We start from the raw sequence: 13167 nt of genomic DNA, 5'->3' as shown, positions 1-13167 counted from the left end.
TGGGCCGCGGCGCGGGAAAGCGTGCTCCCGACGCGCAGAAGCCGACCCCCCTGTGGTTGACTCCAGCCATGTCCCCGCGCCGCCGCTCCTCGATCAGCGCGGTGGGCGAGCTGCTGCTCCTCCTCGCCGACGGAGCGCCGCGCACCCGGGCCGACGTCGTCGCCGAGACCGGCCTGCCCCGCGCCGCCGTGTCCGCGCAGCTCGACGCGCTGATCGCGACGGGTCTCGTCGCCCGCCGCGACGACGCCCCCTCCTCCGGCGGGCGCCCGGCCGGCCGCGTCGCCTTCGACGCCCGCGCGCGCAGCCTCCTCGTCATCGACTTCGGTGCCGCGCACGCCACCGTCGCCCTGACGGACCTCGACGGCCGCGTCCTGGCCGAGCGGCGCGAGGCGATCGCGATCGCCGACGGCCCGCAGGTCGTCCTCGGCCACGCCCTCGACGTCGCCGACGCGCTGCTCGCGCAGACCCCCGGCGCCGGTCCGCTCGCGGGCGTCGGCGTCGGCGTCCCCGGCCCGGTCGAGCACGCGACCGGCCGCCCGGTGAAGCCGCCGATCATGCCCGGCTGGGACCGCTTCGACATCCCCGCCGCGGTCGGCCGCCGCCTCGCCGTCCCCGTCCTCGTCGACAACGACGTGAACCTGCTCGCGCTCGGCGAGCACGCCGCGCACTACGCCGACGTCGACGACCTCCTCTACGTGAAGGTCTCCACCGGCATCGGCGCCGGCATCGTCAGCGGCGGCGCCCTGCAGCGCGGTGCCCTCGGCGCGGCGGGCGACCTCGGCCACGTGCAGGTGCCCGGCGACCGCGGCGAGGCCGACCTCGAGGCGATCGCGAGCGGCTCGGCCATCGCCCGCCGCCTCACCGCCGCAGGCCTGCACACCGCCGCCGGCCTCCCGGTCGCCCGGACCTCCGACGTCGTCGCCCTGCTCACCGCCGGCGAGCCGACCACCGTCGAGCTGACCCGCGCCGCCGGCCGCGACCTCGGCGAGGTGCTCGCGACCTGCGTCAACCTGCTCAACCCCTCCGTCATCGTCATCGGCGGCAGCATCGCGGAGGCGAGCCACGAGGTCCTCGCCGGCGTCCGCGAGGTGGTCTACCGCCGCTCCCTCCCCCTGGCGACCCGCGCCCTCGACATCGTGCAGGCCTCCGGCGACACCGGCGGCGGCGTCCGCGGCGCCGCCCTGATGGTCCGCCGCCACCTGCTCTCCCCCGCCGAGGTCGACGCCTTCCTCAGCGCCTGACCCGGCCCGCACCCGCGCCGACCTCCCCCCGCCGACGGCGTGCCGGTTGGGCAGGACGGCCCGACAGGCAGAGAATGAATCGGTGCCCGATCTGCAGCTCTCGTTCCCCTGGGAGACGCAACCCGTCTTCGTGGACGCGAAGCCGCCGCACCTCCGCCGGGTCGTCGCCGACTCCTCCGACCGCGTCGCCTGGCTGCGCGCCCGCTCGCGGGGCATCACCGCGACCGACGTCGCGCGCCTGTCCTCCCCCGCGGCCATCGACCGCGCCGCGCTCGACAAGCTCTACGGCTCGAGCTTCAGCGGCAACGCCTTCACCGACCACGGCCGCGCCCGCGAGCCGGAGATCGCCGCCTGGGTGCTCCGCGAGCACGCGATCGAGCCGAGCAGCACCCTCTTCCATGCGAGTCAGGAGCGCCGCCACCTGGCCACGCCCGACGGCATCGGCCTCCGCGAGGACGGCCGCCTCGAGCTCTGCGAGATCAAGACGACCTCGAAGCAGTGGCGCAGCATCCCGCGCCACTACCTGCGCCAGGTCTTCTGGCAGCAGTACGTCCTCGGCGCCGAGCGCACTCTCGTCGTCTGGGAGCAGCACCGCGACTTCGTCCCGATCGACGCCGTCCCCGAGTTCCGCTGGGTCGACCGCGACGAGGACGAGATCCACGTGCTGGTCCGCCTCGCCGGCATGCTGATGGCCGAGCTGCACGAGAGAACGCGCGCGGGCCGGCGATGACCGCCCTGCTCCTGCACGGCCTGGGCGGCGACCGCTCCCAGCCGCTCGGCCTCCTGCGCGCGGCCCTGCCGGCCGGCACCGAGGTCATTGCGCCGGACGTCCGGGCCCACGGCGCCTCCGAGCTGATCGGCGGCGCGGCCGACTTCTCGCTCGACGCCCTGGCGGACGAGGTGACCGAGCACGTGATCCGGGCCGGAGCCGCGCACAAGCCGCTCACCGTCCTCGGCATCTCGATGGGCGCCGCGATCGCCCTGCGGCTCGCCAGCAGGAAGGTCCTGCCGATCGACCGGGCCGTGTTCGTCCGCCCCGCCTTCACCGCGGAGCCGCTGCCGGACAACCTCACGGTCTTCCCTGTCATCGCGCAGCTGCTGCACGACCACGGCGCCAAGCGCGGCGAGCGGCTCTTCCGCGCCTCCGGCCTCTTCGAGCGCGCGGCCCAGGTGTCGCCCGCGTCGGCGGAGGCGCTCTGCCTGCAGTTCCGCTCGCCGCAGGCCCAGGAGCGCGCGGTCCGCCTGGCCGAGATCCCGCGGAACGCCGCCTACCGCGACTCCGGCGAGCTCGGCGAGGTCATCGCGCGCACGCTCGTGATCGCGGCCGACCGCGACCCGGTGCACCCGGTCGCGGTCGCCGAGCAGTGGGCTAGGGCTCTTCCGGACGCAGACCTCGAGCAGGTCCCGTCGCGGGACGCAGGTCTGTCGCAGCAGCAGGAGCGGATCCGCGGTCACGTCCGGGAGTGGCTCGGTCGCTGAGCTCCCGGCCGGTCGCGGCCGCCCGGAACTCCTCGCCCGCCCGCCCACCCTTGAACTCCTCGCCAGCGAGGACGAGCCCGACGACGGCCAGCCAGAGCACCGCGATCGCCGTCGCGACGAACTCGAGGGTGCCGCCGACTCCCAGCCACAGCCGCAGCAGCGAGAAGATCGCGCCGGTCCCTGCGACCAGGGCCACCGCGATGCCCGCGACCAGCGACAGCCTGGCGACCCCCGGCCGCTCCCGCGCGGTCGCGAGCTGCAGCATCGCCAGGCAGGCCGCAGAGAAGCCGAGCACCGCGGCGGAGGTGTGGATCAGATCCTGCCAGCTGAACCGCGGCCCCACCGGGAGCGGGCAGCCCGCCGAGCAGGTCACCTGCGAGGCGAGTGCGAAGCAGAGAGCCGCGAGGAGGATCGCCAGCGCCGGCCGGAAGCCGGGCAGCAGCCGCGTCCGCACCGCTCGCGCCCCGATCGCGATCGCGACGCCGCCCGCCGCGACCAGCAGCAGGGCGATGCGGAAGGTGCCTGCGGTCGGCAGGTCCGGCGCGCCCATCTCGCTGACGTAGACCCAGCGGCTCGTGCCGATGCTGAACCGCGCGGCCAGCAGCAAAGCAAGCCCCGCGAGGACCAGGAGCGCCCCGACCACGAGAAGGGGGCCGTTCGCTCGTCGTCGCACCCCCTCATCGTGCCAGACCGCACCTGGAGCGCCACTCAGGAGACGACCGGGCGCCCACCCCTCCCGCACGGGGGACAAGAGGGCTTTCTTCTCCGAGGGGTGACACCGCCGAAACAGCCCGGACTCATTACCGGGCTTGACTGAACGCGGCGCGCGGAAGCGGGGTCGGTCGGGGCGGACAGCCGCCTCCCGCCTGCTCGAAGGACCACCGGCGCCGGATCAGGAAAGGGCGATGATGCACAACAGCGCGCTCGGCCACGGCCTCGCGATCGGCGACATCCCGGAGGAGGTGGTGCTCCCCGAGACGATGACGGCGGCGGTCATCGACGCCCCGGGCGACTGCTCGGTCCTCCACCTGGCGACGGTGCCCACGCCGACCGCGATCAACGCCGAGTTCGCCGTCAAGGTGATCGCGGCGGGAGTGAACCCGCTCGACGTGAAGACGCGAGCGGGCAAGGGAGTCGCCGCGCAGATCCCCTCCTACCCGGCGGTGCTCGGCCACGACTTCTCCGGCATCGTCGTCTCGAGCCCCTACCCGGCGCACCCGCTGCGCCCCGGTGACGAGGTCTACGGCTTCGTGATGGTGCCGCGCTACTCCGGCTCCTACGCCGAGTACGTCAGCGTCCCGAGCGTCTCCCTGGCCCGCAAGCCGTCGACGCTCTCGCACGTCGAGGCGGCGGGGGTGCCGCTCGCCGCGCTGACCGCCTGGGGCATGGTCGTCGAGCTGGCGAAGGCGCACGAGGGCCAGCGGATCCTGATCCACGCCGGGTCGGGCGGCGTCGGGCACTTCGCCGTGCAGTTCGCCGCCTACTTCGGTGCGTCGGTGATCGCGACCGGCTCGACCCGCAACCTGCAATGGCTGCGTGAGCTCGGCGCCGACCAGGTCATCGACCACACCACCGAGCGCTTCGACGAGCTGCTGTCCGGCGTCGACGTGGTGATCGACCTCGTCGGCAACGTGCACGACAGCACGGGCTCCCGCTCACTGTCGGTGCTGCGCCCCGGTGGGCTGATCGTCAACGCGCCGACCGGCAGCTGGCCGGAGTTCTTCGAGGAGGCGGCCGCCGCGGGAGTTCGGGCCTCCACCTTCCGCGTCGCCCCCGACGGCGCCACGCTCGGCGTCGTCTCCCGTCTGCTGGAGTCCGGCGACGTCCGCGTCTTCATCGACGGCGTCTACCCGCTCTCCGCCGCCGGCGCCGCGCACGCGCAGCTCGAGACCGGCCACACCCGCGGCAAGCTCGTCCTCACCGTCGCCGAGGGCTGACCCCCCTCCCCTCCCGCGAGATGCCACTTGTGCACGCGACACGCCGTGTCGGGCGTGCACAAGTGGCATCTCGCGAAGGGGAGCACGGCGTCAGGGCAGGGGGCGCTCGAGGACGAAGTCCTCCTCGAGGCGGCCGCCGACGAGGAAGTGCCGGACGCCGACGGGCGCGAAGCCGTGCTTCGCGTAGAAGCGGCGTGCGCGCTCGTTCTCCTGGTTCACGCCGAGCCAGACACTGAGGGCGCCGATCGCGCGCGCCTCGTCGAGGGTCGCGGCCATCAGCCGCGCCGCGATCCCCGAGCCGTGCCGGTCGGGCAGCGCGTAGCACTTGCTCAGCTCGATCGTCGGCCGGACCGTGACCGCGACCGCCGCCTCGGGGTCGGACGGCTCGCCCCGCACGAGCATCGTGTAGCCGAGCGCCCCGGAGTCGTCCTCCGCCAGGAACAGTACGCGGCCGGGATCGGCGAGGTAGCCGCGGAAGCGCTCGACCGACAGCACGGTCCGGATGAAGTCCGCCTTCGCCTCCTCGGTGACGTGCGGCGGGCAGGCGAGCGGGAAGGTCGCGGCGGCGACGGCGGCGAGCTCCCCGGCGTCAGCGGCAGAGGCGCGGCGGACGGTCACGGGGTCGATGCTCGGGGGGAGGGAGTCGGACACGCCGTTCAGTATGCCCGGCGCACGCGGCGCCGCTGGAACGACGAAGGAGGGGACCCGCCGAAGCGGATCCCCTCCCGTCACTGCTTGCGCAGCTCAGTGCTGTGCCGAGGCTCAGGCCAGGACGTTGACGTCCAGCGGGATGCCGGGGCCGAAGGTCGTCGAGACGGCGGCCTTCTGGATGTAGCGGCCCTTCGAGGAGGACGGCTTCAGGCGGACGATCTCGTCGAGAGCCGTCTTGAAGTTCTCCTGGAGCTGCTCCTCCGTGAAAGCGGCCTTGCCGACGACGAGGTGCACGTTGGCGTGCTTGTCGACGCGGAACTCGATCTTTCCGCCCTTGATCTCGGTCACGGCGCGAGCCACGTCCGGGGTCACGGTGCCGGTCTTCGGGTTGGGCATGAGGCCGCGGGGGCCGAGCACCTTTCCGAGACGGCCGACCTGGCCCATGAGCTCCGGGGTCGAGACCGCGGAGTCGAACGAGGTGTAGCCGCCGGCGACCTTCTCGATGAGCTCGGCGCCGCCGACCTCGTCGGCGCCCGCGGCGATCGCGGCCTCAGCGGCCGGACCGGTCGCGAACACGATGACGCGGGCGGTCTTGCCCGTGCCGTGCGGCAGGATGACCGTGCCGCGGACCATCTGGTCGGCCTTGCGCGGGTCGACCCCGAGCTTGAGCGCGACCTCGACGGTGCTGTTGAACTTCGCGGAGCCGGTCTCGCGCGCGAGCGCGACGGCCTCGTCGGCGGTGTAGAACTTGCCCTCTTCGAGCTTGGCGGCGGCGGCCCGGTAGGCCTTCGACTTCTGTGCCATGTTGTTTCTCCTTGAAACGAGAATGTGGTTCTAGAGCCTGGCGGGCTCTCCCACGGTGTGAGTTCTGGAAAGGCGGAGGGACTAGCCCTCGACCGTGATGCCCATCGACCGAGCGGTGCCCGCGATGATCTTCGAGGCGGCCTCGATGTCGTTCGCATTCAGGTCGGCCTGCTTGGCCTCGGCGATCTCGCGGACCTGCGCCATGGTGAGCTTCGCGACCTTCACGGTGTGCGGGGTCGACGAGCCCTTGGCGACGCCGGCGGCCTTCTTGATGAGCTCCGCCGCGGGCGGGGTCTTCAGGATGAAGGTGAACGAGCGGTCCTCGTAGACGGTGATCTCGACGGGGATGACGTTGCCGCGCTGCGACTCGGTCTGCGCGTTGTACGCCTTGCAGAACTCCATGATGTTGACGCCGTGCTGACCGAGCGCCGGACCGATCGGGGGGGCCGGGTTCGCGGCGCCCGCCTTGATCTGGAGCTTGATCAGGCCGGTGACCTTCTTCTTGGGGGCCATTCAGGATTCCTTTTCTCAGGGTTCGAGCGGTCGGGGGCTCCCGGCCGCTCTCCCGCGCATCCGACGGAGCCGGATCGCGGTGGAGGAGGGTCGGTCGGCGCGCACGCGGACGGGCGCCGACACGAAAACCCGTACGAGCTTACACGGCGGAGGCCCTCCCCGACAGTGCGGGAAGGGCCTCGGCCGGACGGGGGTCCGTCGTCAGAGCTTGGTGACCTGGTCGAACGAGAGCTCGACCGGGGTCTCGCGCTCGAAGAGCGAGACGAGGACCGTGAGCTTGCCGCTCTCGGGCTTGATCTCGCTGATCGAGCCGGGAAGACCCGCGAACGAGCCCTCCTTGATCGTGATGGTCTCGCCGATCTCGAAGTCGACCTCGGCGGGCAGCACGCGCTGCGCCTGCTTCTGACCCTTGACGCCGGCCGTCTTGGACGGCGCGACCTCCTTGATCTCGACCAGGCTCTTCAGCATCGTGAAGGCCTCCTCGAAGCGCAGCGGCGTCGGGTTGTGGGCGTTGCCCACGAAGCCGGTGACGCCCGGAGTGTGGCGGACGACCGACCACGAGTCCTCGTTGAGGTCCATGCGCACCAGCACGTAGCCGGGGATGCGCACGCGGGTGACCATCTTGCGCTGGCCGTTCTTGATCTCGACCACGTCCTCCATCGGGACCTGGACCTCGAAGATGTAGTCCTCGGCCTCGAGGGAGACCTTGCGGTTCTCGATGTTCGACTTCACGCGCTTCTCGAAGCCCGCGTAGGAGTGGATGACATACCACTTGCCCATCTTGCCGCGCAGCTCGGCGCGGAACGCCTCGTACGGGTCGATGTCGGCGAGGTCCTCGCCCTCGGCCTCCGCGTCCTCCGCGGCGACCTCGGCCTCGTCCTCGACGGCCTCGAGGGCCGCTTCGGCCTCCTCGACGGTGTCGATGTGCGCGGCCTCGTCGACGGCCGAGTCGGCCTCGGGGTCGTCCACGGAGCCGATCGCGTCGAGCGCGGCCTCGAGGTCCGACGCGAGGTCGTCCTCGGACTCGTTCTCGTCGATGACGCTCAGGGCGCCCTCCTCGGCGGGCTCGACGGCGTCCTCAGCCTGGATCTGGGTGTCGCCCTCCTGAACCTCGTCGACCTCGGACGACTGCTCGGCGGCGGTGGCCCAGTCGACGTCGTCGCGGTTTCTGTCAGACACTCGTAACTCTCTCTCGATCGATCGGCCGCGTCCCGTCGGGATTCGCGTGCCGCTGCCGTCGGCGTCCCCCGCTCCTGCGGACGGGACGCTCCCGGGTCGGGTGGCGGGGGTCAGGACGCCGGTGTGCCGAACACGTAGGTCACGGCGAGCGCGAACACCCAGTCCAGCAGCGACACCAGCGCCATCATGATCACGACGAAGATCAGGACCACGACGACGTAGTTGCCGAGCTCCTTGCGCGTCGGCGTGACGACCTTCTTCAGCTCGGCGATGACCTGCCGGATGAAGAGGGCGATGCGCGCGAACGGACTGCGCCGCGCCTCGCGCTGCTGATTGGCGATCGCGACGACGTCCTCGCTCGGCTCGTCGACTGCTTTCCCGGCCACCTGCACGCACCTTTCCCGCACCGGAACCTCCGGTGTGGCCGACCGCCCGTGGGCGGTCCTGGACCGATGACCGCTGCATCGCGGGGACCGCGAGCGACGGGCATCGATGTGCAGGGCGGACAGGGCTCGAACCTGCAACCTGCGGTTTTGGAGACCGCTGCTCTACCAATTGAGCCACCGCCCTATGGATGCCGTTGCGAGCATCCGAGGAGGAGTCGAACGTCTTCGGGAGCCTCAGCAACCGCCTCGGGCGCTGTGAATCCTGGCAGCGTTCGACTACCGCAGACGAGTGTACGTGGACCCGCTGGACGTGTCCAGCCGGGCGCGACCCGTCGCCTGGAGGCCCCCGCGCCCGCGCGATACGCTGGCCGTCGTGTCCTCCACCACGCGCATCTCCGCCCGCATCGCCGCCATCGCCGAGTCCGCGACCCTCAAGGTCGACGCGAAGGCGAAGGCCCTCCAGGCCCAGGGGCGGCCGGTGATCTCCTACGCCGCGGGCGAGCCCGACTTCACCACGCCGCAGCACATCGTCGAGGCCGCGTCGGCCGCGGTGCTCGACCCGAGGAACTACCGGTACACGCCGGCGGCCGGTCTGCCCGACCTCCGCGAGGCCATCGCCGAGAAGACTGCGCGCGACTCCGGCTGGGCCGTCGAGGCGTCGCAGGTCGTCGTCACCAACGGCGGCAAGCAGGCCGTCTACCAGGCGTTCCAGACCCTGCTCGACGACGGCGACGAGGTGCTCGTGCCGACCCCCTACTGGACCACCTACCCCGAGGCGATCAAGCTGGCCGGCGGCGTCCAGGTCGACGTCTTCGCCGGCGCGGACCAGGGCTACCTCGTCACCGTCGAGCAGCTCGAGGCGGCGCGCACCGAGCGCACCAAGGTCCTCCTCTTCGTCTCCCCCTCGAACCCCACCGGCGCGGTCTACTCCGCCGAGCAGACCCGCGAGATCGGCGAGTGGGCCGAGGAGCACGGCCTCTGGGTGATCGCCGACGAGATCTACCAGAACCTGGTGTACGCGGCCGAGGGCCAGGACGACGCGAGCCCGCTCACCCGCGCCACCTCGATCGTCGAGGCCGTCCCCGCCCTGCGCGACCGCACGATCCTCGTCAACGGAGTCGCCAAGACGTACGCGATGACCGGCTGGCGCGTGGGCTGGATGGTCGGCCCCGCCGACGCGATCAAGGGCGCCTCGAACCTGCAGTCGCACCTCTCCAGCAACGTCTCCAACATCTCGCAGCGCGCCGCGATCGCCGCCCTCACCGGCCCGCAGGAGCCGGCCGAGGAGATGCGCCTCGCCTTCGACCGCCGCCGCCGCACCATCGTCGACGCGCTGAACGCCATCGACGGTGTCGACTGCCCGACCCCCGGTGGCGCGTTCTACGTCTACCCGGACGTCCGCGGACTGCTGAACCGCGAGTGGGACGGCGTCACGCCCACCACCTCGCTGGAGCTCGCCGACCTCATCCTCGAGAAGGCCGAGGTCGCCACGGTCCCCGGCGAGGCCTTCGGACCCAGCGGCTACCTCCGCCTCTCCTACGCGCTCGGCGACGACGCGCTGCTTGAAGGCGCGAAGCGCCTTCAAGCGCTGTTCGGTGCCGTTAGCTGATCTCCTCCTTCGTCGTCGATCAGCCGCGGTCGGCGTCCTGAGACGGGTGCGTTCCGCAGAGCGTCGTACGTCCACGCACGACGATTCGCTCGCACGCGAATCGCCGGTTGCACGGTGCCTCTGAGCTGATCTCCTCCTTCGTCGTCGATCAGCCGCGGTCGGCGTCCTGAGACGGGTGCGTTCCGCAGAGCGTCCTGCGTCCGCGCACGACGATTCGCTCGCACGCGAATCGCCGGCTGCACTCGACCCTGCTGCCGCGCCTCCCGGATCGAGTCCGGTCCGGCGGCTGGGGGCTCGCGAGATGCCACTTAGGAGGCAAGACACGCCGTCGGGGTGGCGCAAGTGGCGTCTTGTGGGGGCGGATGACTGTGCTCGGGGGGTGGGACAGGGCACGCTGGGGGGATGACGCCTGACGACGCCGTTCGTGTCCGCGATCTGCGGAAGGACTATGGGGGTGCGCCCGCCCTCACCGGGGTGTCCTTCGAGATCGCGCGCGGCGAGACGTTCGCACTGCTCGGGCCCAACGGGGCCGGCAAGTCGACGACGATCGAGATCCTCGAGGGCTACCGCGACCGCTCGGGCGGCGAGGCATCGGTGCTCGGCGTCGATCCGCGGCACGGCGACCTCGCCTGGAAGTCGCGGCTCGGGATCGTGCTGCAGTCCAGCGGGGAATCGGGCAACGCCACGGTCCGCGAGCAGATCGCCCACTTCGCGAGCCTCTACCCGAGCCCGCGCGACGTCGACGAGACGATCGAGGCGGTCGGGCTCACGGCGAAGGCGCGCTCGCGGATCGGCAAGCTCTCCGGCGGGCAGCGCCGCCGCGTCGACGTGGCGCTGGGCATCGTGGGCCGTCCGGAGCTGGTGTTCCTCGACGAGCCGACGACGGGCTTCGACCCGGAGGCGCGGCACGCGTTCTGGGACCTGGTCGCGCTGCTCAAGAGCGAGGGCACGACCATCCTGCTCACCACGCACTACCTCGACGAGGCCGCGCACCTCGCCGACCGGGCCGCGGTCATCGCGGGCGGCCGCCTCCTCGCGATCGGGCGGATGGACGAGATCGGCGGCGACGAGGCCCGCGTGCCGATCGTCCAGTGGCAGGAGGACGGCGCGCAGCGTCGCCTCCGCACCCCGGAGCCGGCCCGCGTCGTCGCCGAGCTGAGCGCCCGCCTCGGCGAGCCGACGGCCCTCGAGGTCCTCCGGCCCAGCCTCGAGGACATCTACCTGGACCTGATCCGCGACGACCGCGCCGGAGACACCGCCCTCGATGTGATCGGAGAGCCGGCATGAGCGCCGTCGCCGCCCCCCGCCCCGCGCTGCGCACCGGTGTCGGCCGCACCCTCCGGCTCGGCGCCGCCCGCGCGCGCTACGAGGTGCGCTCGTACTTCCGCGCGCCGGACCAGGTGTTCTTCACCTTCCTCTTCCCGGTGCTGCTGCTCGCGATCTTCTCGGTCGCGTTCGGCGACGGCGCGGTGATGCAGGCGAACCCGCAGGACCCGGGCATCAGCATGGCCGAGTACTACGTGCCGGGACTCGCGGCGGCGGGCATCCTGCTCTCCGGGGTGCAGAACCTCGGCGTGGACATCGCCGTCGAGCGCGGCGACGGCACGCTCAAGCGCCTCGCCGGAGCACCGCTGCCCGTCCTGAGCTACTTCCTCGGCAAGTTCGGCCAGGTGCTCGTGACGAGCGTCGCGCAGACGGCGCTGCTGCTCGCTGTCGCCGCGACCGTCTTCTCGGTGCCGCTGCCGACCGACGGCGGTCGCTGGGCGACCTTCGCCTGGATCTATCTGGCCGGAGTGGCGACCTCGGCGATCCTGGGCATCGCGGTCTCCGCCCTCCCCCGCACCGGGAAGAGCGCGACGGCCGTCATCGTCCCACCGCTGCTCGTGCTGCAGTTCGTCTCGGGGTCCTACCTCTCCTTCACGACCCTGCCGGACTGGCTGCAGACGATCGCGAGCGTCTTCCCGCTCAAGTGGATCGCGCAGGGCATGCGGGCGGTCTTCCTGCCGGCCGACTTCGAGCAGGCCGAGGTCAACGGCGACTGGGACCTGACCGGGGTCGCGATCGCGCTCGGAATCTGGCTGGTCCTGGGACTGATCGCGAGCCGCCTCACCTTCCGCTGGATCCGCCGCGACGCCTGACACCCACCATGCTGGTCGAGTAGCCCCGCAGAGGCGTATCGAGACCCACCGTTCCCCGTAGGGCGGGGACGCGCGCCGCGCGGTCCATGGCGCGGGGAGTCACACGGTGGTGCCGACCACCACGGGCTCGGGGTGCAGCAGGATGCCGAACTCGGCGAGCACGCGGCCCTGCACGTAGCGGGCGAGCTCGGCGATCTGCTCGGCGGTCGCTCCGCCGCGGTTCGTGAGCGCGAGGGTGTGCTTGCTCGACACCGCGGCGCGCGAGCCCGGGAGCGAGAAGCCGCGGGCGATCCCGGCGTGCTCGATGAGCCAGGCGGCGCTGAGCTTGACCAGCGCGTCGGGCGAAGTCGGGGCGGGCAGCCGGATCGGCGCCCCCGCCTCGACGTCGGCGAGGGCGGTCACCAGCGGGGCCTCGCTCGCCGGCGTCTCCGGCCAGCGCGGCGCGGTCGGCGGCAGTCCGCTCGCGGCCGCGACGGTGATGATCGGGTTGGTGAAGAAGGAGCCGGCGCTGGCGGTGTCCGGATCCTCCGGATCGAGCACCATCCCCTTCGCGCCGCGCAGCCGCAGCACGCTCGCGCGCACCTCGGCCAGCGGCACGCGGTCGCCCAGCTCGACGCCGAGCGCACTGGCCAGCTGACCGTAGGCGACGGGAGCACCGAGACCCGCTCCGCCGACGTCCTCGAGGGCGAACTCGACGGCGAGGACGGCGCCGCGTCGACCCTGCTTGACGGCGGAGGTCCGATAGCCCAGCTCGAGCTCGGCGGCGGTCAGTCGCACGGGCTCCTGTGCGCCCTCGTCGAGGAAGTCGACCGCGACGAGGGTGTCGGAGAGCTCCTGGCCGTAGGCGCCGATGTTCTGCACCGGCGACGCGCCGACCGTCCCGGGGATGCCGCTGAGCGCCTCGAGTCCCGCCCAGCCGCGCTCGACGGTCGCGGCGACCAGGCCGTCCCACGACTCGCCCGCCTGCACGCGGAGGTGGACCGCGCCGGGCCGGTCCGTCTCGAGCCGCTCGATCCCGGTCGTGCGCACGCGCACCACGGTCCCCTCGACTCCGTCGTCGCCGACGAGGAGGTTGGAGCCGCCGCCGAGCAGCAGCCAGGGCTCGTCGTCGGCCCACACCTCGCGGAGGGCGGCGACCAGCTCGGCCTCGGTGGCCGGCTCGAGCAGGCGCTCGGGGACTCCCCCGACGCGCAGCGTGGTGAGGGTGGAGAGGGCGGGTGTCGTCATCGG

The 13167-nt window shown here is 72.3% G+C and carries 14 protein-coding genes and 1 tRNA gene; 7 read left to right on the top strand and 8 right to left on the bottom strand.

Annotation, left to right across the window (positions count from 1 at the left end):
• Positions 1-68: 68 nt before the first annotated feature.
• The 3 genes from MT351_RS04160 (at position 69) to MT351_RS04150 (ending at position 2720) form a co-directional block, all read left to right on the top strand.
• Positions 69-1241, top strand: a complete 1173-nt coding sequence (locus tag MT351_RS04160; protein ID WP_243581335.1) for an ROK family protein — start codon at positions 69-71, stop codon at positions 1239-1241.
• 82 nt (positions 1242-1323) lie between these two features.
• Positions 1324-1971 (top strand): YqaJ viral recombinase family protein, encoded by a 648-nt coding sequence (locus MT351_RS04155; RefSeq protein WP_159422160.1) that lies wholly within the window; start codon positions 1324-1326, stop codon positions 1969-1971.
• Entirely contained in the window at positions 1968-2720 is a 753-nt protein-coding gene (locus MT351_RS04150) for an alpha/beta fold hydrolase (protein ID WP_123737385.1), read from the top strand. Before MT351_RS04155 ends, MT351_RS04150 begins: the two co-directional genes overlap by 4 nt.
• Here MT351_RS04150 and MT351_RS04145 read toward each other — a convergent pair.
• Entirely contained in the window at positions 2611-3393 is a 783-nt protein-coding gene (locus MT351_RS04145) for a DUF998 domain-containing protein (protein ID WP_243581334.1), read from the bottom strand. The genes MT351_RS04150 and MT351_RS04145 overlap by 110 nt on opposite strands.
• Before the next feature lie 235 nt (positions 3394-3628).
• Between MT351_RS04145 and MT351_RS04140 the strand changes: the two genes are divergently transcribed.
• Positions 3629-4657, top strand: coding sequence for an NADP-dependent oxidoreductase (locus MT351_RS04140; protein WP_374204745.1), 1029 nt, complete (start codon positions 3629-3631; stop codon positions 4655-4657).
• A 90-nt stretch (positions 4658-4747) separates the two neighbouring features.
• Here the strand turns inward: MT351_RS04140 and MT351_RS04135 are convergent, their stop codons facing one another.
• From MT351_RS04135 to MT351_RS04110, 6 genes are all read right to left on the bottom strand, one after another.
• Complete coding sequence (locus MT351_RS04135; protein WP_243581333.1) at positions 4748-5308, bottom strand: GNAT family N-acetyltransferase; 561 nt, start codon at positions 5306-5308, stop codon at positions 4748-4750.
• A 111-nt stretch (positions 5309-5419) separates the two neighbouring features.
• On the bottom strand, positions 5420-6112 hold the full coding sequence (gene rplA / locus MT351_RS04130; protein WP_123447821.1) for a 50S ribosomal protein L1: 693 nt from the start codon (positions 6110-6112) through the stop codon (positions 5420-5422).
• 81 nt (positions 6113-6193) lie between these two features.
• Positions 6194-6625, bottom strand: a complete 432-nt coding sequence (gene rplK / locus MT351_RS04125) for a 50S ribosomal protein L11 (protein WP_123737387.1) — start codon at positions 6623-6625, stop codon at positions 6194-6196.
• Between the two features lie 201 nt (positions 6626-6826).
• Complete coding sequence (gene nusG / locus MT351_RS20225; RefSeq protein WP_123447823.1) at positions 6827-7804, bottom strand: transcription termination/antitermination protein NusG; 978 nt, start codon at positions 7802-7804, stop codon at positions 6827-6829.
• Between the two features lie 110 nt (positions 7805-7914).
• Positions 7915-8190: a preprotein translocase subunit SecE gene (gene secE / locus MT351_RS04115; protein ID WP_123447877.1), complete on the bottom strand. Its 276-nt coding sequence runs from the start codon at positions 8188-8190 to the stop codon at positions 7915-7917.
• A 111-nt stretch (positions 8191-8301) separates the two neighbouring features.
• Positions 8302-8374, bottom strand: a tRNA-Trp gene (locus MT351_RS04110).
• A 180-nt stretch (positions 8375-8554) separates the two neighbouring features.
• On the opposite strand from MT351_RS04110, the gene MT351_RS04105 reads away from it, so the two are divergent.
• The 3 genes from MT351_RS04105 to MT351_RS04095 all read left to right on the top strand — a co-directional run bounded on the left by MT351_RS04105 (position 8555) and on the right by MT351_RS04095 (position 11937).
• Positions 8555-9799, top strand: a complete 1245-nt coding sequence (locus MT351_RS04105) for a pyridoxal phosphate-dependent aminotransferase (RefSeq protein WP_374204744.1) — start codon at positions 8555-8557, stop codon at positions 9797-9799.
• Between the two features lie 402 nt (positions 9800-10201).
• Entirely contained in the window at positions 10202-11086 is an 885-nt protein-coding gene (locus MT351_RS04100) for an ABC transporter ATP-binding protein (protein WP_123737390.1), read from the top strand.
• Positions 11083-11937: an ABC transporter permease gene (locus MT351_RS04095; RefSeq protein WP_132437571.1), complete on the top strand. Its 855-nt coding sequence runs from the start codon at positions 11083-11085 to the stop codon at positions 11935-11937. Before MT351_RS04100 ends, MT351_RS04095 begins: the two co-directional genes overlap by 4 nt.
• Before the next feature lie 99 nt (positions 11938-12036).
• Here the strand turns inward: MT351_RS04095 and MT351_RS04090 are convergent, their stop codons facing one another.
• Complete coding sequence (locus MT351_RS04090) at positions 12037-13164, bottom strand: UDP-N-acetylmuramate dehydrogenase (RefSeq protein ID WP_243581331.1); 1128 nt, start codon at positions 13162-13164, stop codon at positions 12037-12039.
• Positions 13165-13167: the final 3 nt, after the last annotated feature.

This window comes from Rathayibacter sp. VKM Ac-2926 (assembly GCF_022815565.1).
In the GTDB taxonomy this organism is placed as follows: domain Bacteria; phylum Actinomycetota; class Actinomycetes; order Actinomycetales; family Microbacteriaceae; genus Rathayibacter; species Rathayibacter festucae.
Note: the sequence above shows the minus strand (reverse complement) of the source record. Positions and strands in the feature narration are given on the sequence as shown.